The organism is Amycolatopsis sp. NPDC034160 (genome assembly GCF_055575355.1).
This window is the reverse complement of the sequence record NZ_JBVISU010000035.1, coordinates 1-20,630: the sequence shown is the minus strand read 5'-3', so window position 1 is coordinate 20,630 and position 20,630 is coordinate 1. Positions and strand designations below refer to the sequence as shown.

Annotated in this window: 20 protein-coding genes; 10 read left to right on the top strand and 10 right to left on the bottom strand. The window is 68.0% G+C overall.

Translation table 11 applies throughout. The features are described 5' to 3' along the window. The first annotated feature begins 30 nt into the window (after positions 1-30). Positions 31-873 carry a DUF559 domain-containing protein gene (locus ACZ54P_RS38920; RefSeq protein ID WP_465466659.1) on the top strand — a complete coding sequence of 281 codons (843 nt, stop codon included), beginning with the start codon at positions 31-33 and terminating at the stop codon, positions 871-873. A 63-nt stretch (positions 874-936) separates the two neighbouring features. On the opposite strand, the gene ACZ54P_RS38915 is transcribed toward ACZ54P_RS38920, so the two are convergent. Then, positions 937-1,389 (bottom strand): gamma-glutamylcyclotransferase, encoded by a 453-nt coding sequence (locus tag ACZ54P_RS38915; protein WP_208616241.1) that lies wholly within the window; start codon positions 1,387-1,389, stop codon positions 937-939. A 127-nt stretch (positions 1,390-1,516) separates the two neighbouring features. On the opposite strand from ACZ54P_RS38915, the gene ACZ54P_RS38910 reads away from it, so the two are divergent. The 5 genes from ACZ54P_RS38910 to ACZ54P_RS38890 all read left to right on the top strand — a co-directional run bounded on the left by ACZ54P_RS38910 (position 1,517) and on the right by ACZ54P_RS38890 (position 5,658). Continuing rightward, positions 1,517-2,920: an NAD(P)H-quinone dehydrogenase gene (locus tag ACZ54P_RS38910; RefSeq protein ID WP_465466623.1), complete on the top strand. Its 1,404-nt coding sequence runs from the start codon at positions 1,517-1,519 to the stop codon at positions 2,918-2,920. A 104-nt stretch (positions 2,921-3,024) separates the two neighbouring features. Beyond that, on the top strand, positions 3,025-3,474 hold the full coding sequence (locus ACZ54P_RS38905; protein WP_465466658.1) for a hypothetical protein: 450 nt from the start codon (positions 3,025-3,027) through the stop codon (positions 3,472-3,474). A gap of 205 nt (positions 3,475-3,679) precedes the next feature. Next, positions 3,680-4,342, top strand: coding sequence for a class F sortase (locus ACZ54P_RS38900; RefSeq protein WP_465466622.1), 663 nt, complete (start codon positions 3,680-3,682; stop codon positions 4,340-4,342). Positions 4,343-4,347: 5 nt separating this feature from the next. Next, complete coding sequence (locus ACZ54P_RS38895) at positions 4,348-4,905, top strand: hypothetical protein (RefSeq protein ID WP_465466621.1); 558 nt, start codon at positions 4,348-4,350, stop codon at positions 4,903-4,905. Between the two features lie 126 nt (positions 4,906-5,031). Next, the gene (locus ACZ54P_RS38890; RefSeq protein WP_465466620.1) at positions 5,032-5,658 is read left to right on the top strand and encodes a hypothetical protein; all 627 of its coding nucleotides are present in this window, start codon (positions 5,032-5,034) and stop codon (positions 5,656-5,658) included. Between the two features lie 62 nt (positions 5,659-5,720). On the opposite strand, the gene glpK is transcribed toward ACZ54P_RS38890, so the two are convergent. Then, the gene (gene glpK / locus ACZ54P_RS38885) at positions 5,721-7,235 is read right to left on the bottom strand and encodes a glycerol kinase GlpK (protein WP_465466619.1); all 1,515 of its coding nucleotides are present in this window, start codon (positions 7,233-7,235) and stop codon (positions 5,721-5,723) included. 188 nt (positions 7,236-7,423) lie between these two features. Beyond that, the gene (locus ACZ54P_RS38880) at positions 7,424-8,179 is read right to left on the bottom strand and encodes an MIP/aquaporin family protein (RefSeq protein WP_465466618.1); all 756 of its coding nucleotides are present in this window, start codon (positions 8,177-8,179) and stop codon (positions 7,424-7,426) included. Positions 8,180-8,413: 234 nt separating this feature from the next. Here ACZ54P_RS38880 and ACZ54P_RS38875 point away from each other — a divergent pair, with 234 nt between their 5' ends. Both ACZ54P_RS38875 and ACZ54P_RS38870 read left to right on the top strand, forming a co-directional pair. Further along, positions 8,414-10,153, top strand: coding sequence for a glycerol-3-phosphate dehydrogenase/oxidase (locus ACZ54P_RS38875; RefSeq protein ID WP_465466617.1), 1,740 nt, complete (start codon positions 8,414-8,416; stop codon positions 10,151-10,153). Positions 10,154-10,252: 99 nt separating this feature from the next. Next, entirely contained in the window at positions 10,253-11,716 is a 1,464-nt protein-coding gene (locus ACZ54P_RS38870) for a benzaldehyde dehydrogenase (RefSeq protein WP_465466616.1), read from the top strand. A gap of 85 nt (positions 11,717-11,801) precedes the next feature. Here the strand turns inward: ACZ54P_RS38870 and ACZ54P_RS38865 are convergent, their stop codons facing one another. The 5 genes from ACZ54P_RS38865 to ACZ54P_RS38845 all read right to left on the bottom strand — a co-directional run bounded on the left by ACZ54P_RS38865 (position 11,802) and on the right by ACZ54P_RS38845 (position 15,546). Then, complete coding sequence (locus ACZ54P_RS38865) at positions 11,802-12,332, bottom strand: GNAT family N-acetyltransferase (protein WP_143104647.1); 531 nt, start codon at positions 12,330-12,332, stop codon at positions 11,802-11,804. 32 nt (positions 12,333-12,364) lie between these two features. Beyond that, positions 12,365-12,739 (bottom strand): DUF1707 SHOCT-like domain-containing protein, encoded by a 375-nt coding sequence (locus ACZ54P_RS38860; RefSeq protein ID WP_465466657.1) that lies wholly within the window; start codon positions 12,737-12,739, stop codon positions 12,365-12,367. Between the two features lie 41 nt (positions 12,740-12,780). After that, a complete protein-coding gene (locus ACZ54P_RS38855) occupies positions 12,781-13,269 on the bottom strand; it encodes a DUF1707 SHOCT-like domain-containing protein (RefSeq protein WP_465466615.1) in 489 nt (162 codons plus the stop codon). Between the two features lie 46 nt (positions 13,270-13,315). Next, a complete protein-coding gene (locus ACZ54P_RS38850; protein ID WP_465466614.1) occupies positions 13,316-15,109 on the bottom strand; it encodes an acetyl/propionyl/methylcrotonyl-CoA carboxylase subunit alpha in 1,794 nt (597 codons plus the stop codon). 152 nt (positions 15,110-15,261) lie between these two features. Next, positions 15,262-15,546 carry an SAV_915 family protein gene (locus ACZ54P_RS38845; protein ID WP_465466613.1) on the bottom strand — a complete coding sequence of 95 codons (285 nt, stop codon included), beginning with the start codon at positions 15,544-15,546 and terminating at the stop codon, positions 15,262-15,264. Positions 15,547-15,629: 83 nt separating this feature from the next. Here ACZ54P_RS38845 and ACZ54P_RS38840 point away from each other — a divergent pair, with 83 nt between their 5' ends. Next, a complete protein-coding gene (locus tag ACZ54P_RS38840) occupies positions 15,630-16,313 on the top strand; it encodes a hypothetical protein (RefSeq protein WP_465466656.1) in 684 nt (227 codons plus the stop codon). Between the two features lie 79 nt (positions 16,314-16,392). Here ACZ54P_RS38840 and ACZ54P_RS38835 read toward each other — a convergent pair whose 3' ends face one another. Then, entirely contained in the window at positions 16,393-17,760 is a 1,368-nt protein-coding gene (locus tag ACZ54P_RS38835) for a dicarboxylate/amino acid:cation symporter (protein WP_465466612.1), read from the bottom strand. Positions 17,761-17,860: 100 nt separating this feature from the next. Beyond that, the gene (locus ACZ54P_RS38830; protein ID WP_465466611.1) at positions 17,861-18,499 is read right to left on the bottom strand and encodes a Maf family protein; all 639 of its coding nucleotides are present in this window, start codon (positions 18,497-18,499) and stop codon (positions 17,861-17,863) included. Between the two features lie 166 nt (positions 18,500-18,665). On the opposite strand from ACZ54P_RS38830, the gene ACZ54P_RS38825 reads away from it, so the two are divergent. Beyond that, positions 18,666-20,471: a glycoside hydrolase family 3 protein gene (locus tag ACZ54P_RS38825; protein ID WP_465466610.1), complete on the top strand. Its 1,806-nt coding sequence runs from the start codon at positions 18,666-18,668 to the stop codon at positions 20,469-20,471. Positions 20,472-20,630: the final 159 nt, after the last annotated feature.

The following is a 20,630-nucleotide window of genomic DNA, read 5'->3' as shown; positions in this document are numbered from 1 at the left end:
GCCGTCTTGCGTAGCGAGGCGGACAAGATCTTGGGGCGGCGAGCCGTCAAAGAAGGGCTGGCGCGTGGTGTGCTGGCCCAGCCTTGGCGCGGCGTGGTGATCCACGCGGCGGATCTGCTGCAGTTGCCGAGCCTGGCGCAGGCGGCACTGCTCGCGGTCGGACAGCCCGCAGTGCTTTCCGGCGCCACATCTCTTGCCCTACATGGGATTTCGGCTGCTGAGGCAACCACTGTCCACTTGACCGTTCCCTACTCGAGACGGGTCGGATCAAGGCCGGGGCTCGTGGTGCACAGGGCGGAATTTCACCCGTCCGATGTGCTCGAACTCGACGAACTCCCGGTGTTCCCGTTGGATCGCGCGCTGGCCGATCACCTCTGCGACGGCGACAAGCGAACGGCGTTCGCCGCGCTCGAAGAGGCACTGCACAATCTCGCTCCGGACCACCGGGGAGTCCTTCACGCCAACGTCCGGGATCGCATCATCGACCGTCGCGACCGGCGAGGTATCCACAGGGCACAGATGCTGCTCGCGCTCGCCACGGGCGAGGCCGAATCGCCGTCGGAGAGCATCCTTCGCTTGATCGTCGTGGAGGCCGGGCTGCCCGTACCGGTCGCCCAGTACGAGATTCGCACCGTCGATGGACGGAAGCTGTACGTACTCGATCTGGCGTGGCCTGAGCTGCGCATCGCCCTGGAGTACGACGGCTACGCCGCTCATGAGGGAAGACAGGACTACGACACGGAGCGAGATGCCCGGATGGCGGCGCGCGGGTGGATCACGATCCGCGCGACGGCGGCCGATCTGCGGGATCCACGACGGTTGCTGGCGAAGCTGCGTGGAGCGTTCGAGCGACGTACGGCGCGACTCGCGTGATCGGCGTCGGGCCTCGCGTGCTTGAAGGCGAAACTCGCGTGCTTGAAGACGGGACTCCCGTGATCAGCCGGTGATGCCCCGGCAAGGGCGCGTGCGGAGCGCTTCGACGTAGTCCGCCGGGGCGCCCGCGGCTTCGGCGGCGTCGGCGAGAACGCCGAGGTAGCGGGCCGACGGGAGGCCGCCTTCATAGGCGTCCAGGACGTACAGCCACGGCAGCACGGACCCGTCCATGGTCTGCACGCGCAGCCGGATCTTGGTGTGCACGCCGAGCTCGCCGCCTTCCCAGCGGTCGAGGCCGTCCTCGTCCAGCGGGGTGACGTCGTACAGCACCACGAAGACCCGGGAACCGGGGTCTTCGACGATGGTCGCCAGCGCGCCTTCCCAGCCGATGTCCTCGCCACCGAAGGTCAGTCTCCAGCCCTCTAGCCAGCCGGTGCCGGCCATGGGCGAGTGAGGAGCGCGCTCCAACATCTGGGCGGGCTCCATATTGGATCCATACGCGGCATACAACGGCACGGCCACAGCCTAGCGACCCGTCGGTCACCCGGCTGGACGCACATGCCGTGTCCGGCCACTCAATCCGCCCAGCGGTCGCCCGCGTACGGTAAACGCAGTCACAGACACCGCTAAGAGGAGGAGACCAGTGACCAAGATCGTGATCATGGGCGGAGGCCCCGCCGGTTACGAAGCGGCACTGGTCGCGGCCCAGCACGGAGCCGACGTCACGATCGTCGAACGCGACGGTCTCGGCGGCGCGTGTGTTCTCTACGACTGTGTCCCGTCGAAGACCTTCATTGCCTCCTCCGGCGCTCTCGCGAACATGCACGACCTTCGTGAACTGGGCATCAACACCGACATGGCCGACACCAGTGTCGACCTGCCGACCGTCCACGGCCGCGTCAAGGGACTCGCGCTCGCGCAGTCCGCCGACATCCGCGCCCGGGTGCAGCGTGAGGGTGTCCGCGTCGTCATCGGCCAGGGCCGCTTCGACGACGAAGAGACCGGCCTCGCCACCCACAAGGTCGCCGTCACCGCCCCCGACGGCTCCGTCGAGGTGCTCGACGCCGACGTCGTCCTCATCTCGACCGGCGCCACCCCGCGTGTGCTGCCCGGCGCGGTGCCGGACGGCGAGCGCATCCTCGACTGGCGTCAGCTCTACGACCTGCGCGAGCTGCCCGAGCACCTGGCCGTGATCGGCTCGGGGGTCACCGGTGCCGAGTTCGCCTCGGCCTACACCGAGATGGGCGTCAAGGTCACCGTCGTGTCCAGCCGCGACCGCGTGCTCCCGCACGAGGACGCCGACGCCGCCGCCGTCCTCGAAGAGGTCTTCACGCAGCGCGGCACCACGGTCGTCAAGCACGCGCGCGCCGACAAGGTCGAGCGCACCGAAAAGGGCGTCGAGATCCACCTCTCCGACGGCCGCGTGATCGAAGCCAGCCACGCGCTGATGACCGTCGGTTCCGTGCCCAACACCGCCGACATCGGCCTGGAGAAGGTCGGCATCGAGCCGGGCCCCGGCGGATTCATCGGGGTCGACCGGGTCTCCCGCACCAGCGCGCCCGGCATCTACGCCGCCGGCGACTGCACCGGCGTGCTGATGCTCGCCTCGGTGGCCAGCATGCAGGGCCGCATCGCGATGTGGCACGCGCTCGGCGAAGGTGTCGCGCCGATCAAGCTCAAGACCGTCGCCGCCAACGTGTTCACCCACCCAGAGATCGCGACCGTCGGCATCAGCCAGCAGGCGATCGACTCGGGTGAGGTGCCCGCCCGCACCATCATGCTCCCGCTCGCGACGAACGCCCGCGCGAAGATGGAAGGCCTGCGGCGCGGTTTCGTGAAGCTGTTCTGCCGCCCCGCCACCGGCGTGGTCGTCGGTGGGGTGGTCGTGGCGCCGACGGCGAGCGAACTCATCCTTCCCATCGCGCTCGCCGTCCAGAACCAGCTCACAGTGGAGCATCTGGCACTGACATTTTCGGTGTACCCGTCGCTCTCGGGGTCGATCACCGAGGCCGGCCGCCAGCTCATGCGCCACGACGACTTGGACTGATCTTCACCGGCGAAGCAACCCTCGCGGGGGTGCCCGCGTCTAGCGCGTGTCAGGTGTTTCGTTGACAGCTAGGGGTTTTCGTGGTCCGCAGGGTTCTTTTCGGAGTGGTGGCGATCGGCGCGGCGGTGCTGGCGGGTCCGGCGACCGGTCTCGCCCAGCAGCCTCAGCCCGACCCCCAGCCCGGTTCCGGTGTCACGGTGCAGCTCAACGACGACACGGCCTACGACCTCGGACTCGTCAACAAATACGTCCACGGTGATTCCAACGTCGCGTTGGCGCAGTGCCCTGGCGACGGGCTGAAGGCGCCGAAGTCGACGACGTTCTCTTCGCCCGTCCTCACCGTCGGGAAGTACGACTACGGCCCGCTTATCGGGGTTCCGGCGAACGTCAGCGCCGAGGTCGAACTCAAGGCGGGCACGGCGCCCGGCACCTACCCGCTGACCGTCAACTGCAGCGGAAAGTCTTATACGGCAACGTTTTCCGTTCCCGCCCGGCAGGTGAACGCGGTGCCTTCCGGCGGTGCTCGCGCGGGTGACGGCAGCATGGCCTCCTGAGGTCCTCTCTCTTCGAAACCGCCCTCGGACCTGTCTGGGGGCGGTTTTCTTTGCCCGGACATTCGCGACCTTTTCGTGATGGAAGCGGGCAACCACCCGGGCACGTACGGCGTCAGGCAGGAGTGGGGGCAACGAAGAGCCGGTCCCGGCCTGGGGGCGGGGTCGGCTCGCGTCACCCCGCCACCGGTTCATTACAGGGGTGAAGATGAAGTCGACTTGGTTACGGGGATGGCGGGCGCCGCTGGCGCTCGCCGTCGTCCTGCTGGCGGTCTTGGCGACGCTGGCCTTCGTCCTGTCCGGTCCGGGGGAGACCGGACAGGACGCCGCGCCGCAGGTCACGGGGGAGACGTCGGCGGCGGAGCCGGGTTCCGAACCCGGCGCGTCCGGAACGGAGGCCGCCGTCGAGGGCATGCCGAAGGCCGACCCGGTGTCGATCGAAGTGCCGAAGATCGAGGCGAAGTCCAGCTTGATCCCGCTCGGGCTCAACGCGGACAACACCGTCGAGGTGCCGCCGGTGACCCAGCCGATGCAGGCGGGCTGGTACCTGAACGGGCCGACCCCGGGGGAGGTCGGGCCTTCGGTGATCCTCGGGCACGTCGACGGGAACAAGCAGAAGGGCATCTTCTTCCGGTTGAAGGAGCTCGCGCCCGGCGACAAGGTGTCGATCGCGCGCAAGGACGGCACGACGGCCGCGTTCGCGGTCACGAAGGTCGAGCGGGTGGCGAAGGACAAGTTCCCCACCGACGCGGTCTACGGCGACACCACCGCGCCGGAACTGCGGTTGATCACCTGCGGCGGGGTCTTCGACAAGGCGTCGCAAAACTATCTCGACAACATCATCGTTTTCGCTCGGCTGATCGCGAGGTGAGTTCCATGATCAGGTACCGGTCCGCCCTGCTGGTGGCGTGCGGAGTGGCGCTGGCCGTCCCGGCCGTCGCCTACGCGCAGGACGACGTGCCGCCCACCACGACCGCGAGCCCGAAGGCGGATCCGTACCCGTTCCTCGGCCTCTCCCCGCGGCAGGCGATGGCGGGGGAGGACATCCTGGTCTCGGTCGGTTGTCCGGTCGGGGAACTGGGCGAGGTGAAATCGATGGTGCTCGACCACATCGGGGAATTCGAGGTCACGAACCCGGATCCGGTGATCCACGGAGCCGTCGCGCGGGTCAGTGACAAAGCGAGGCCGGGCTTCTACGCGATCACGGCGACCTGCAAGACGACGACGATGACGGCGAATCTCCAAATCGTGGCGAAGCCGACTTCGTCGGACAAGCCGCCGAAACCGACTCTGACTCCGACTCCGGGTCCGGCTCCTGGTCCGGCTTCGGCTCCGGTGAAATCGGGTTCTGCGGTGAAACCGGCGTCGGGGCGGCAGGTCTCGAAGATTCCGGTGGGAGCTCCGCAAACCGGCGGCGGGGGCACGGCCCACTGACTCGTGAGTGGTAATGACGGTTAGAACCCTCATTGCCACTCACGATTCTTTTTTCGGGCGAAGGCAACCGATTCCCTTTCCCGGGAGTGTTCTTTGTGCGAGGGCACGCACTGAGGGAGAAAGAACATGGGAATCAAGGGAATCGTCGCGGGCGCGGGTTTGCTCGCGATGACGGCGGGGGTGCTTTTCGCGCCACCGGCGGCGGCGACGGCGCCGCCACCGAAACTGTGGGTCAGTCCGGCGAAGGTCGCGCCGGGGCAGGCGCTGGAATTCACGGCCAGCTGCTACGGCACGCGCACCGCGGTGACGTCGGACGGCTTGACCGGTCCGGTCACGCTCGAAGTCCAACCTGGCTCGGGGAATCAGGCGCCGTACATCGGGCACGGCAAGGCGGGCGCGAACATCGGCAAGTTCAAGGCGAGTTTCCACTGTGACGGTGGGCCGAACCTCCCGGCGGCCAGCGGGACGGCGACCGTCGAGTTCGAGGTCGTCTGCCTGCCGCCTACGACGTCGCCCACGGCGCCGCCGTCGAGCAGCAAGCCGCCGTCGAGCAGCGAACCCCCGTCGAGCAGCAAGCCGCCGTCGAGTTCGAGCGCGCCGCCCAGCAGCGCGCCGTCCTCCAGCGCACGCGCCGTCGTCCCGGCGGCATTGACGAAGTCGTGCGCGACGCCGCCGTCCTCGCCGGGCAAGCAGCCGCAGGTGAAGGTCACGCCGAAGGGTGCTCCGCAGACCGGTGGCGGCGCACTCGGCTGAAGTACATGAAGGCCCCCTTCCTTGCGCCAGACGCAAGGAAGGGGGCCTTCATGTACTCGGAATCAGTCCTCGCCCTCGACCCAGTCGAAGGTCTTGGTGACGGCTTTCTTCCAGTTGCGGTACTCGGATTCGCGGCGGGCCTCGTCCATCGACGGGTCCCACTGCTTGTCCTGCGCCCAGTTGTTGCGGATGTCGTCTTCGCTCTTCCAGAAGCCGACCGCGAGACCGGCCGCGTAGGCCGCGCCGAGCGCGGTGGTCTCGTTGACCACCGGGCGGATCACGGGCACGCCGAGGATGTCGGCCTGGAACTGCATGAGCAGTTCGTTGACGACCATGCCGCCGTCGACCTTCAGCGACTTGAGCGGGACACCGGAGTCGGCGTTCATCGCGTCGATGACCTCGCGCGACTGGAACGCCGTCGCTTCCAGGACCGCCCGCGAGATGTGACCCTTGTTGACGTACCGGGTCAAACCGACGATCGCACCGCGGGCGTCGGAGCGCCAGTACGGCGCGAAGAGGCCTGAGAACGCCGGGACGAAGTACGCGCCACCGTTGTCCTCGACGGTGCGGGCGTGTTCCTCGACCTCGGCCGCCGAGCCGATCAGGCCGAGGTTGTCCCGTAGCCACTGCACGAGGGAACCGGTGACCGCGATCGAACCTTCGAGCGCGTACACCGTGTCGTTCGAGCCGATCTTGTAACAGACCGTGGTGAGCAGCCCGTTGTTCGACATGACCTTCTCGGTACCGGTGTTGAGCAGCATGAAGTTGCCGGTGCCGTAGGTGTTCTTCGCTTCACCCGGCGAGAGGCATGCCTGCCCGAACGTCGCGGCCTGCTGGTCGCCGAGGATGCCCGCGATCGGGACGCCGGCCAACGCGCCCTTCTCGCGGACCTTGCCGTAGGTCTCCGAGGACGACCGGATCTCCGGGAGCATCGACAGCGGGATCGTCATCTCCTCGGCGATCCCGGCGTCCCAGGTCAGGGTGTCGAGGTCCATGAGCATGGTCCGCGAGGCGTTGGTCGGATCGGTGACGTGCACGCCGCCGTCGACCCCGCCGGTCATGTTCCACAGCACCCAGGTGTCCATGTTGCCGAAGACCAGGTCACCCGCTTCGGCCTTCTCGCGGGCACCGTCGACGTTGTCGAGGATCCACTTGATCTTCGGTCCGGAGAAGTAGGTCGCCAGCGGCAGGCCCACCTTCTCGCGGTAGCGCTCCTGTCCGCCGCCGAGCGCGCCCAGGTCGTTGACGATCTTGTCGGTGCGGGTGTCCTGCCACACGATCGCGTTGTACACCGGCTTGCCGGTGGTGCGGTCCCAGACCAGCGTCGTCTCGCGCTGGTTGGTGATACCGACCGCGACGATGTCGCCGGCGACCAGGTCCCCCTTGGCGAGCGCGCCCGCCGCGACCGCGCGGGTGTTCTCCCAGATCTCCTCGGCGTTGTGCTCGACCCAGCCCGCCTTCGGGAAGATCTGCTCGTGCTCCCGCTGGTCGACGGCCACGACCCGGCCCGAGTGGTCGAAGATCATGCAGCGGGTCGACGTGGTGCCCTGGTCGATCGCGGCTACGTACGAAGTCATCGAAGCTCCAGTCTGTTTGTCGTCGGTGAACCCGCGCCCGCGATCGACGTCGGCAGGGCGCCACCTGGTCATCCATCTCACGATGGCGGACAAGGCGCCCCGCCACCGCGATAGCGGGGCCTCCGGCCGGGGCGGGTTCACTCGTTTGGTCCTGTGCGCAGTGCGTCTTCAGCTCCGCCGACAGGCTCTCAGGTCAGGTTGTGGACGGCGAGGAAAAGCAGGGCGGCCAGGGCGCCGCCGACCAGCGGGCCGACGACCGGGATCCAGGAGTAGCCCCAGTTCGGGTTGGCCTTGTTCTTGATGGGCAGGAGGAAGGCGTACGCGATGCGGGGGCCGAGGTCTCGGGCCGGGTTGATGGCGTAACCGGTCGGGCCACCGAGGGACTGGCCGATGACCAGCACGACGAACGCTACACCCGCGTAGCCGAGCGCGGAGTTGCCGAAACTCGGCGTTCCGTTCTCGCCCGTGGCGTTGGCGTAGACCGGGCTGAGCAGGATCCACGCCACCAGCACGAAGGTGCCGATGATCTCGGTGACGAGGTTCCAAGCCTTGTTCGGGATCTGCGGCGCGGTCGAGAAGATCCCGAGGGTCTCGTCGCGCTGCGGGTGGTCGTCGAACTGCAGTTTGTAGGTGGCCCAGCAGAGCACGGCGCCGAGGATCGCGCCGACCATCTGGCCGGCGAAGTAGATCGGGACGTCCGCCCATTTCGTCTTGTCCGCGATGGCGAGCCCCAGCGTCACCGCGGGGTTGAGGTGCGCGCCGCTCGGCGCGGCGATGCTGGCACCGGTGAAGACCGCGAACGCCCACCCGAGGGTGATCATCACGACGCCGCCGTTGTGGCCGTTGTTCTTCCGCAACACGTGGTTGGCGACCACGCCGTTACCCAACAGGATCAGGACCGCCGTTCCCAGCAGTTCCCAAACGAATATGGCTCCCACACTCACCGCATGACCTCCACTTTGGACATTCCGCGCAGGGTCGAACACGGTGTGCTACGGCGCCCTTGCCGACCCACGTCCGTGGCACGTTACCGTCGCGTATTTGTTCCTTCCAGGCGTCGCGGGCACCAATCCTTCCAAGATCGACGAGGGTTACGCCACACGTGTCACCCGCACAACGGACCGGTCGCGGCCGATCGTGCGATGCTGGAGTCACAGCGGCACAAGGAGGAATGTCACGTGGCAAGCTCTCAGCGCGAAGCCGAAAACAGCCCCGCCAGGCTGGGACCGCTCAAGCGGGAAGAGTCTTGGCAGCGGCTGGGTGAGGACAAGTTCGACCTCGTCGTCATCGGTGGCGGAGTGGTCGGGGCGGGCACGGCGCTCGACGCCGCCACGCGCGGCCTGCGGGTCGCCCTCGTCGAAGCGCGCGACCTCGCGTCGGGGACTTCGAGCCGGTCCAGCAAGCTCTTCCACGGCGGGCTCCGGTACCTCGAACAGCTGGAATTCGGTCTCGTGCGGGAGGCCCTGCGTGAACGCGAGCTGATGCTGACGACGATCGCCCCGCATCTGGTGAAGCCGGTCAGCTTCCTGTACCCGCTGACCCACCGGGTCTGGGAGCGTCCGTACACCGCGGCCGGTCTGCTGATGTACGACACGATGGGCGGTGCCCGCTCGGTCCCCGGCCAGAAACACCTGAGCCGCGCGGGTGCGCTGCGGATGGTGCCCGCGCTGAAGCGGTCCGCGTTGATCGGCGGGATCCGTTACTACGACGCGCAATCCGACGACGCGCGGCACACGATGACCGTCGCCCGCACCGCCGCGCACTACGGCGCCGTAGTGCGCACCTCCACCCAGGTGGTCGGTTTCCTCCGTGAGGCCGACCGTATTTCCGGTGTCCGCGTCCGCGACGTCGAGGACGGCCGCGAGACCGAGATCCACGCTTCCGCGGTGGTCAACTGCACCGGCGTCTGGACCGACGAACTGCAGCGCCTTTCCGGCGGCCGCGGCCGGTTCCGTGTCCGGGCGAGCAAGGGCGTGCACATCGTCGTCCCGCGCGACCGGATCGTCTCGGAAGCGGGAATGATCCTGCGCACCGAGAAGTCCGTGCTGTTCGTCATCCCTTGGCGCAATCACTGGATCGTGGGCACCACCGACACCGACTGGAATCTCGACCTCGCGCATCCGGCCGCGACGAAACACGACATCGACTACCTCCTCGAACACGTCAACACCGTGCTCGCGACCCCGCTGACACACGACGACATCGAGGGCGTTTACGCGGGACTTCGGCCATTGCTGGCCGGGGAAAGCGAAGAGACGTCGAAGCTTTCGCGTGAGCACGCGGTCGCCCGGGTCGCACCGGGACTCGTGGCGATCGCCGGCGGGAAGTACACCACCTACCGGGTGATGGCGGCCGACGCCGTCGACGCCGCGGCGGTCGACCTTCCCGGCAGGCCGCAGCCGTCCATCACGGACAAGGTGCCGCTGCTGGGCGCCGACGGGTACCACGCGCTGGTGAACCAGGCCGACCATCTGGCGAGCGAGCACGGGCTGCACCCGTACCGCGTCCGGCACCTCCTCGACCGGTACGGCTCGATGGTGCACGAGGTCCTCGCGCTCGGCGAAGGACGGCCGGAACTGCTGAAGCCGCTGGAGCACGCGCCGGACTACCTCGGTGTCGAGGTCGTCTACGCGGCCAGCCACGAGGGCGCGCTTCACCTGGAAGACGTCCTGGCGCGCCGGACGCGGATCTCGATCGAGTACGCCCACCGCGGCGTCGACTGCGCCGCGCAGGTCGCCACGCTGGTGGGCGAGGTGCTCGGCTGGTCGAAGGACCAGGAGAAGCGCGAGGTCGAGGTCTACCAGGCACGGGTCGACGCGGAACGGGAGTCCCAGTCGCAGCCGAGCGACGAGGCCGCGGACGCGTTGCGTTCGGCCGCACCGGAGGCGCGTTCGGGGATCATCGAACCGGTGAGTTGATTCCCGCTGCCGAGTGGTGTGCCGAGCGCGCAGGGATCATTGCCTGACCCGGTGAATCTGCCATAGCGTCGGCCGTCCCCGATACGGAAGGCGGCCTTTGTGGTGTTTCTCGACTCGTCGACGTGGACGGACCGGATCTTCGCCGGAGGTTCCTGGGTGCCCGGGACCGGCGGCACCCGTGAGGTCACGGAGCCCGCGACCGGAGCGGTGCTGGGAAGCGTGGGGATCGCCTCGGCCGAGGACGCCGCGAAAGCGGCCGAGACCGCGGCCGAGGCGCAGCGGGCCTGGGCGGCGACGCCGCACGCCCAGCGGGCCGCCGTCCTGCGCAAAGCCGCCGGGCTGTGGTCCGAGTACGCCGACGAGATCCGCTGGTGGAACGTCCGCGAGGTCGGCGCCGTGCCGGCAGTGGCGGGTTTTTCGCTGCACGTCGCGGAGCAGGAGTGCTACGAAGCTGCGGCGCTGCCCGGCCGTCCGTACGGCGAACTCCTGCCGAGTGAAGAGCCGCGGCTTTCGATGGCGCGCCGCGTCCCCGCCGGTGTCGTGGCGGTGATCTCGCCGTTCAACATGCCGATAATTCTCGGCATCCGCTCGGTCGCCCCGGCGCTCGCGCTGGGGAACGCGGTCATCCTGAAGCCGGACCCGCGCACCGCCGTCACCGGTGGCGTCGTCCTCGCGCGGATCTTCGAGGAGGCCGGCCTGCCGCCGGGAGTGCTGCAGATGCTGCCGGGCGGCGCTGACGTCGGCGAGACACTGGTGACGCATCCGGCGGTCCGGGTCATCTCGTTCACCGGATCGACCGGTGCCGGGCGCAAAGTCGGCGAACTCGCCGGAAAGCATCTGAAGCGGGCACATCTGGAGCTGGGCGGGAACTCCGCGCTCATCGTGCTCGACGACGCGGACGTGGACGAAGCCGCCGGAGTCGCCGCGTTCGGCTCCTTCTTCCATCAGGGCCAGATCTGCATGACCACCGGGCGGCACCTGGTGCACGAGCGGCTGTACGACGATTTCGTCGAGCGGCTCGCGGCGAAGGCGGCCGCGTTGCGGGTCGGTGACCCGGCGCGGGACGAGGTCGCGCTCGGGCCGATCATCGACGCCGGGCAGCGGGACAAGATCCACGATCTGGTCACCGCCAGCGTCTCGGCGGGCGCGCGGATCGCCACCGGTGGCGAGTACGACCGGCTCTTCTACGCCGCGACGGTGCTCGCCGACGTCCCGCCGACGGCGCCCGCGGTCGCCGAGGAGATCTTCGGCCCGGTCGCGCCGGTCGTGCGGTTTTCCGACGCGGAGGAGGCCGTCCGGCTCGCCACGGCGAGCGAATACGGGCTCTCGCTGGGAATCGTCACCCGTGATGTCCTCAAAGGACTGGAGCTGGCAGACCGCGTCCCGACCGGGATCGTGCACATCAACGACCAGACCGTCAGCGATGAGGCGAACAGCCCCTTCGGTGGCGTCGCCTCGTCGGGTACCGGAAGCCGCTTCGGTGGCGCGGCGGCGAACATCGAGGCGTTCACCGAGACACGCTGGGTCACCGTCCGGAACCCGCCCCCGACCTACCCCTTCTAACCCCCGCATTTCGTCCTCTAAACGCGCTAGTTGGCACTACGTACTACCGCATTTAGAGGACGAAATGCGGGGGTGCGGGGCGGGGTCAGGCGGTGCGGTGCCAGCGGATGAGGCGTTCCCCGGTCGGGGCCGGGGCCGGTTCGGGCCCGACCAGGGTGAACCCGCATTTACGGGCGACCGAGGCCGAAACCTCGTTCGTCTCTTCGTAGCGGTAACTGACTTCGCGCAGGCCGAGTCCGCCGAAGCCGAACCGCAGGGCCGCGTTGAGCGCGGTACTCGCGACGCCCTTGCCCCGGGACGCGGCGCGCACCCAGACCGACGCCTCCGCGTAGCCGAGGTCGAGGTCGAGATCCCGCAGGCCGACCTCGCCCAGCAGCTCCCCGGTCGTCGGCTCGGCCACCGCCCAGGAGCAGCGTTCGTCACCGGCCCACTGCGCCACCCGCAGCGCGACGTACTCGGTCGCCTCGTCGAGGTCGCGCAAGCGGTAGTTCAAGACGTACTTGCGGTGTGTCGGGTCGGCGAAGGCCGCGACCAGCGCCGGACGGTCGTCGATGGCCTTGTCCGCCCGCAGCTGCCGCAGGTAGTACTCGCCCGCGTTGATCTCCACCGGTTCCACCCTTCGAGGGTAACCGGAACGACGGCGCCGCTTCAGCGACGGCGGCTCATGATCAGCGCGACCGCCAGCGGGAGCAGGAACACCAGGAACGTCCCGCGGGTGAAGAAGAACAGGGCGATCGCGACCGCCGCGGCGATCGGCACGGCACTGGCCGTCAGCCATTTAGGCGTCTGGACCTCGTTCTTCGCGGACGCCTGGGCGACGCCGGGCATCGGGGCCAGCGGGAGAAGCGCGCTGGGTCTCGGCGAGGGCAGGTCCGTGAACAGCGGTTCGAGGTCGCTCACCATCCGCGCGGCGCTGACCTTCGCCGACCGCGAGCCGAACTCGTCGAGGTCGAGTCTGCCGGTGCGGACATGTTCTTCCAACGCGTCGAGCGCGTCTTGGCGTTCGGCGTCGCTCAGCCGCATGTCCGGTCTCTCGGCACTCACGGTCCGAGTCTACGGGCGGTTCAGCTCTCGAGTTCCCCGTGACGCCCGTGCCGTAGATCCCGGCGGTGCTGTTTCGCGAGCTTTTTGTGGGCGTTGTCCCACCCTTTGCCCCAGATGCCCTCGCCGACGGCGCTGATTCCGATCGGAACGAGGATGAACCACCAGGTGAGGTCGGTGGTGACGATGAGCGCGATGGTGGCGATGAAGAGGATCGGCAGGAGTGCGCCCATGACGCGTTGCATCGGGGAGATGCCCGCCCACGGCGTCGCCGGTTTCTCGGGTTCGCTCACCGCCGCCTGGGGTTTGTCGAAGACCGGATGCGGTTCGGGCAGGTCGAGGAAGACCTCGGACAACTCGCCACGCGTCTTGGCCGCGGTGACCTTCGCCGATCGCTCACCGAATTCGTCGATGTCGATCCGGCCGACGGTCAGGTGGTCGCCGAGCGCGGCCAGCGCGGACTCACGATCCTGATCACTGATCCGCAAGTGCGGTGACGGCGCCTCGTTCACCCTTTCGATGGTAGGCCGGGCGAGGCGCCGTCGACCACGACATTCGTCAGTCTTTCAGCTCGAACAGCTGGGTTCCCTGGGTGACCGCCGCGCCGACCTCGACCGAAAGACCGGTCACGGTGCCCGCTTTGTGCGCGGTGACGGGGTTTTCCATCTTCATCGCTTCGAGCACGACGACCAGCTCGCCCGCTTCGACCCGCTGGCCTTCTTCGACGGCGACCTTGACGATGGTGCCCTGCATCGGCGCGGTGACCGCGTCGCCGCTCACCGCCGCCTTGGTGCCACCCGCACGCTTGCGCGGCTTGGCCTTGACGGCCGTGGCGCCGCCACCACCGGCGTCCAGCGAGAACCCGCCGGGAAGCGACACTTCGAGACGACGGCCGCCGACCTCGACGACGACGTTCTGGCGCGGCTGCTCTTCCTCGGCCTCGGCGGCTTCGGGCGCGACGAACGGTTCGATGGTGTTCTCGAACTCGGTCTCGATCCAGCGGGTGTGCACGCTGAACCCGTTCCCGTCACCGATGAAGGCCGGGTCGTTCACGATCACGCGGTGGAACGGCAGCACCGTCGCCATTCCGTCGGCGACCATCTCGGCCAGCGCCCGGCGGCTGCGTTCGAGCGCGTTCTGCCGGTCCGAACCGGTGACGATCAGCTTCGCGAGCATCGAGTCGAACTGGCCGCCGATGACACTGCCGGACTCGACACCCGAGTCCACCCGGACTCCCGGCCCGCTCGGCGCGACGAACTTCGTCACGGTGCCGGGCGCGGGGAGGAATCCGCGACCGGCGTCTTCGCCGTTGATGCGGAACTCGATCGAGTGACCGCGCGGCTCCGGGTCCTCGGTGATGCGCAGCTTCTCGCCGCGCGCGATGCGGAACATCTCGCGCACGAGGTCGAGACCCGTGGTCTCCTCGGACACCGGGTGCTCCACCTGCAGCCGCGTGTTGACCTCGAGGAACGAGATCGTCCCGTCGACGGCGACGAGGTACTCGACGGTCCCGGCGCCGTAGTAGCCGGCTTCCTTGCAGATCGCCTTCGCGGATTCGTGGATGCGCTTGCGCTGATCGTCGGTCAGGTAGGGCGCGGGCGCCTCCTCGACCAGCTTCTGGTGGCGACGCTGCAGAGAGCAGTCGCGGGTGCCGACGACGATGGCGTTGCCGTGCTGATCCGCCAGCACCTGGGCCTCGACGTGACGCGGCTTGTCCAGGTAGCGCTCGACGAAGCATTCGCCGCGGCCGAAGGCGGAGATCGCCTCCCGCGTCGCGGATTCGAACAACTCCGGGATCTCCTCGCGAGTGCGGGCGACCTTGAGACCGCGGCCGCCGCCGCCGAACGCCGCCTTGATCGCGACCGGCAAGCCGTGCTCGTCGGCGAAGGCGATGATCTCGTCCGCGTTCGCGACGGGGTCCTTCGTGCCGGGCACGAGCGGGGCCCCGGCGCGCAGCGCGATGTGGCGCGCCGTGACCTTGTCGCCGAGGTCACGGATGGCCTGCGGGCTCGGCCCGATCCAGGTCAGCCCGGCGTCGATCACCGCCTGCGCGAAGTCCGCGTTCTCGGAAAGGAACCCGTAGCCGGGGTGGACCGAGTCCGCGCCCGACCGCTTCGCGGCGTCGAGCAGCTTGTCGAAGACGAGGTAGCTCTCAGCCGCGGTCGTGCCGCCGAGGGCGAAGGCCTCGTCGGCGAGCCGGACATGGGGTGCGTCACGATCCGGATCGGCGTAGACGGCCACGCTGGTCAGCCCGGCGTCCTTCGCCGCCCTGATCACCCGTACCGCGATTTCCCCGCGGTTCGCGATCAGGATCTTGGTCACCGGACCACCTGTGCCGGCCTGCTCGGTCACGCCGTACCTCCTGCGTTCGCACGTCGGGCCGCCCCGATGCGGCTCCGCAGCAGTTTAGAAGAAATCCCCGCCCCGATTAGTGAGAGCAAGGCCACCCAGTGACCTCTGTTTTATATCAGCGCGGCGCGGTTCTTCGGTTCTTCCATCAGGCCTTACACCAGCGCCTCACGGTGGCGCAGTTCGTCCGGAAGGTCGGAATCGAGCACGATCAGGTCGTACGGCTGGGCCTGGTAGACCCGGCCGAGGTGCTCGGCCTTGACCAGCGCCCACGGCTGATGCGGGCCGCAGCACTCGACCAGCCGCTGGACCGTGCTGAAGGCGATCAGCGCCATCCGGCCGTCGCCGGTCTTGCGGAGCTCGATCTCCGCACGCGTGAAGTCCTTCGGCTTTTTCGCCGTGGGGAGGAACAGGGCGTTGGGCAATCCGGGATTCGTCACGGGAACAACATAGACGTGCACTCTGTGCTAGATCACTTACGCTCTCGGATATGCGGACTCAGGAAGCGCGGGCGCCGCGATCCGTGCTGTTCACCGCGCTGCTGGCGGTCGTGGTGACGGCCGGGGTCCTCGTTGCCGTGTTCCTCCTCCGCCCGGACGCCCCGGTACCCGCGGACGCGCCCGGCGGGCCCTCTGTGCCTGACAGTGCCTCCGCCGTGCCCGCCGTCAACTGCGGTCAGTCGGCCTGCCGGGAGATCGGCGCGATGACCGTCGGCGGGATGCCCGTCGTGCTCCTGGCCGACGAAGCGGGGAAACAGGGCGTGGTCCGGATCGGCTCGGACACGGTGTTCCCGCTGATGGTCAATGACATGGGAGTCACCCTCAAGGGCGATTCTCTGCGCTGCGTCGACGGCGCGGCCCAGGTCTGCCTGGTGCGTGGCGACGTCAGCGGCGGTTCGACGGGCGAGTTGTTCGTCGCGCGCGGCGGGATCTGGCGGGACACCGGGAAGCCGTACTTCTCCGACGCCGGGACGATCGCGCTGAACGACGTGACCGCCGACGGGATCGCGGACGTCATCGTCGTGCGGCACGAGTGCCCCGGCGCGCGGTCCGGGTCGGCCCGCTGTCAGGCGGCGCCGGTGCTCGCGGAGGTCTACGACGTCGCCCGCGGCTCGGTGGGGTGCACGCGCCGGTACACCGCGCCTTCGGAATTGAGAGGCTGGCCGGACATCCGGCTCACCCGCGCCGACCTGCGCACCTGCCCCTGAAAGAGAGCAAGGGACCTTTGCTATCGCTCGCCCCCTCGCCCGCATTTAGAGGACTAAACGCGAGCGGGGCGGCAAGGGATCAGGAGGTCGCGCCCGCCGCGACAGGCTTCTTCTCCTGCGTAGCGGCTTCGCCGTCGGCAGTGGGCGAAGGGTCTGTCGGCGAGTTGAGCACGTCGTCGTCCAGCAGGCCTTCGCCGCGAGCGACGACGACCGGCACGACGATCTGACCCGCGACGTTGGTCGCGGTCCGCATCATGTCCATGATCGGGTTGACCGAGTAGATCAGCGCGATCCCGAGCGCCACCTGCTGCGCGTCGAGGCCGATGAACGCCGTGGTCAGTGTCAGCGCGGTCAGCCAGCCGGTGGTGCCGGCGGTGGCCAGCGCGCCGAGCACGGCGACCACGACGATGCCGACGTACTGCCAGATGTTCAGCGAAACACCGGACAGGTTCGCGATGAAGATCGCGCCGATCGCCGGGAACACCGCGGCGCAACCGTCCATCTTGGTCGCGCTGCCGAGCGGAGTCGCGAAGGCGGCGTACGCGGGCTGAACGCCCAGGTTTACGGCGGACTGCCGGGTCAGGGGCAGTGTCGCACCCGAAGACTGCGAAGCGAACGCGAACTGGATCGCCGTGCCGGCCTTGGAGAAGAAGGTCAGCGGGCTGACCTTCGCCACGAACCGCAGGAGAATCGGGTAGACCACGAACAGGACCAGGAGGCAGCCGACGTACACCGCGACCGTGGTGGACAACAGCGGCCGGAACAGGGCGTCACCGTAGTTCGAGACCGCCGCGCCGATCAGGCCGATGATGCCGATCGGGGCGAGCCGGACGACCCAGCCGAGGTAGCGCTGGATGATCTCGAAGACGCTCGTGGTGAAGTCGACGAACGGCTTGGCCTTGTCGCCGAGGCTGTAGGCCGCCGCACCGATCAGCACCGCGAGGAACAGCACCTGAAGTGTCTCCCCCTCGGTGAAGGCGGTGAAGAAGTTCTTCGGCAGGAAACCTTCGACGAAGGCGCTCCAGGAGCCCCAGTTGTCGACGCTCTTGGTGGCCTTGTCGGCGTTTTTCGCGGTCGCGGCGACACCTTCGCCGAGGCCGCCGCTGCCCGGGTTGAACAGCTTCGCGACGGCGATGCCGATCAGTGACGCGATGAACGACGTGATCGCGAACCACAGGACGGTCTTGCCGCCCAGCCGGGCGGCCTTCCTGCCGCCGCCGAGGCCGCGCAGGCTGTTGATGCCGACCACGATCGCCGTGAAGACCAGCGGGATCACCGCGATCTGCAGCAGTGTCGTGAAGATCGTGCCGATCTGGTCGAGCAGTTCGGTCAGCCAGCTCGCCTCGGTCGTCCTGGCGAGGATGCCGAGGAGGGCACCCACGAGGAGCGACCCGAGCACAGCCGCCGCGAAGACCCTTGGCCTGGTGTAGGTCCGAATGAAAGACACGGGGCGACTCCGGTGCGTGAAAGTTTCCTGATTGGCCGAACGTGAAGAACGTTCGACGAGGCAGGACTCTTCCGGATCACCCGATCGTGTGGGGGCTGTCTCAGGATGCGGGACGGGTCCACAGATCGACGACGCTCACGTCGATCTCGCTCAGGAGGCGCCGGGTCAGCGGCAGGCTGATCCCGATGACGCTCGAGGGGTCGCCGTCGATCCCGTCGACGAACCAACCGCCGAGTCCGTCCAAGGTGAAGCCGCCCGCTACTTGGAGCGGCTCGCCGGACGCGATGTAAGCGTCGATTTCCTCCGGCGAGGGCGTGCCGAAGCGAACCCTGGTCCCCTCGGTCCCTGAGGTTTCCTTCGTCTTCTCGCCGTTCTCGACACGGATGATCGCGTGGCCGGTGAGGAGTTCACCGGTTTTGCCCGCCATCGACGCCCAGCGTTCGCGCGCGACCTCCGGCGTGATCGGCTTGCCCACCATGTCGCCACCGATCGACAACATCGAATCGCAGCCGACGATGACCAGGTCGGCGCTGCCCTCGTGGGACCCGGCGAGCGTCTCGAAAACCGCCTCCGCCTTGGCTGCGGCGAGTGCCCGGACCAGCTCCGCCGGTGCCGGGTCGGTCAGGGACGCGGCCACCGCGTCTTCGTCGACGCCGGAGACGACGACGCTCGGTTCGAAGCCGGCGGAACGCAGGACGGCGAGGCGGGCGGGGGACTGGGACGCGAGGACAAAACGCACCACCGGAAGGTACTCGACGACCCTCCGTTGCCTGATTGTGACCTGGGACACCCCATCGTGGAGCTAGTTTGTTGTGGCGCGCAACATATGGATTGTTCGAGCTACGGAGGAACCAATGCCGTCCCGCCTCCGCGTCAGAAGATCGCTTCGCACGACGCAAACCACAATGCTCGCAGGCCTGCTTTTGGCCGGTTCGGCCTTGACGCCGATGGCGTCGGCCACACCGGGGCCGCTGTACCGGAACCCCTACGCTTCGGTGTCCTCGCGGGTCGACGACCTGCTGAAACGGATGAGTCTCGACGACAAGATCGGCCAGATGACGCAGGCCGAACGAGGCGCAGTCACGCCCGATCAGGCCGCCGCGCTCAAGCTGGGATCGCTGTTGTCCGGCGGTGGCTCCGTGCCGGCCGGCAACACGCCGAACGGCTGGGCCGACATGGTCGACTCGTATCAGAAGGCGGCGGTTTCGACGCCGCTCGGCATCCCCACGATCTACGGCGTCGACGCCGTGCACGGCCACAACAACGTCTACGGTGCGACGATCTTCCCGCACAACATCGGCCTCGGCGCCGCCAACAATCCCCGCCTGGTCGAGAAAATCGGCCGTGCGACCGCGTTGGAAGTCGCCGGAACCGGGCCGCAGTGGGACTTTTCGCCGTGCCTGTGCGTCGCCCGTGACGATCGCTGGGGCCGGACTTACGAATCCTTCGGCGAATCCCCGCGCGACGCCATCGCCAACGCGTCGGCCATCACCGGTCTCCAGGGGCGCAGGCTCGGGGAGAAGCCGGGCTCGGTACTCGCGACCGCGAAGCACTACGTCGGCGACGGGGGCACCACGAACGGCGTCGACCAGGGCAACGTCGAGATCAGCGAACGCGAACTGCGCCAGATTCACCTTCCGCCGTTCCGCGAGGCGATCGACCGCGGCGTCGGCTCGGTGATGATCTCGTTCTCGAGCTTCCAAGGCGTACGCATGCACGCTGAGAAGTACCTCATCACCGACGTCCTCAAGAAGGAACTGCGGTTCTCCGGACTGGTGATCTCGGACTACAACGCGATCAACCAGATCGACGGGCAAGAAGGCTTCACGCCCGAAGAAGTGCGGCTTTCGGTCAACGCGGGCATCGACATGTTCATGGTCCCCTGGGACGCGCCGCAGTTCATCTCCTACCTCAAGGCCGAGGTCGAGGCGGGGCGCGTCCCGACGGCCCGGATCGACGACGCGAACCGCCGCATCCTGGCGGAGAAGTTCAAGCTCGGCCTGTTCGAGCGCCCGTACACCGACCGTTCGCTCCAGAAGACGTTCGGCAGCAAGGAACATCGCGACCTGGCCCGGCAGGCCGTCCGCGAATCGCAGGTACTGCTGAAGAACGACGGTGTGCTGCCGCTGGCGAAGAAGAACAACAAGATCTTCGTCGCGGGCAAGAACGCGCACGACATCGGCAATCAGGCCGGCGGCTGGACGCTCACCTGGCAAGGGCAGAGCGGCCCGGTCATCCCGGGCACCACCATCCTCGACGGGCTCAAGTCGGGGGCGGGGAAGGGAACCACGGTGACCTATGACCGTGCGGGTGAGGGAATCGACAAAAGCTACCGCGTCGCGGTCGCAGTGGTGGGCGAAACGCCGTACGCCGAAGGGCAGGGAGATCGCCCGAACGGTTTCGGACTCGACGCGGAAGACCTCGCCACGATCGCCAAGCTGAAGAGTTCCGGTGTCCCGGTCGTCGTGGTGACCGTATCCGGCAGGCCGCTCGATATCGCCGCGCAACTGCCGCGGTTCAACGGGCTCGTCGCCGCCTGGCTCCCGGGTAGCGAAGGCGCCGGTGTCGCCGATGTCCTTTACGGCGACTACAACCCGACCGGGAAACTGACGTTCAGCTGGCCGACCAGTGCGGCTCAGGAGCCGGTGAACGTCGGCGACGGCAAAAAGGCGCTGTTCCCCTACGGCTTCGGTCTGCGGTACCGGCGCTAGAGACGTCCGCCCTCCCGCGGATGAAATGAAGGGGCCTTTCCTTGCAAATTTTGCAAGGAAAGGACCCTTCATTGAGCCTTTTCCAACCTGTTTTGGGTTGGTAGGGGTGTGTTGGTGAGCTGGGTATGGCGAAGCTCCTGGTAGATGCGTGGAACGACC

Excerpts from the sequence above, each read along its gene's own strand:
- ACZ54P_RS38900 (WP_465466622.1), top strand. The coding sequence starts at position 3,680 with ATGAAGTCGACTTGGTTACGGGGATGGCGGGCGCCGCTGGCGCTCGCC.
- ACZ54P_RS38895 (WP_465466621.1), top strand. The coding sequence starts at position 4,348 with ATGATCAGGTACCGGTCCGCCCTGCTGGTGGCGTGCGGAGTGGCGCTG.
- ACZ54P_RS38890 (WP_465466620.1), top strand. The coding sequence starts at position 5,032 with ATGGGAATCAAGGGAATCGTCGCGGGCGCGGGTTTGCTCGCGATGACG.
- glpK (WP_465466619.1), bottom strand. The coding sequence starts at position 7,235 with ATGACTTCGTACGTAGCCGCGATCGACCAGGGCACCACGTCGACCCGC.
- ACZ54P_RS38860 (WP_465466657.1), bottom strand. The coding sequence starts at position 12,739 with ATGCGGCTGAGCGACGCCGAACGCCAAGACGCGCTCGACGCGTTGGAA.
- ACZ54P_RS38825 (WP_465466610.1), top strand. The coding sequence starts at position 18,666 with ATGCTCGCAGGCCTGCTTTTGGCCGGTTCGGCCTTGACGCCGATGGCG.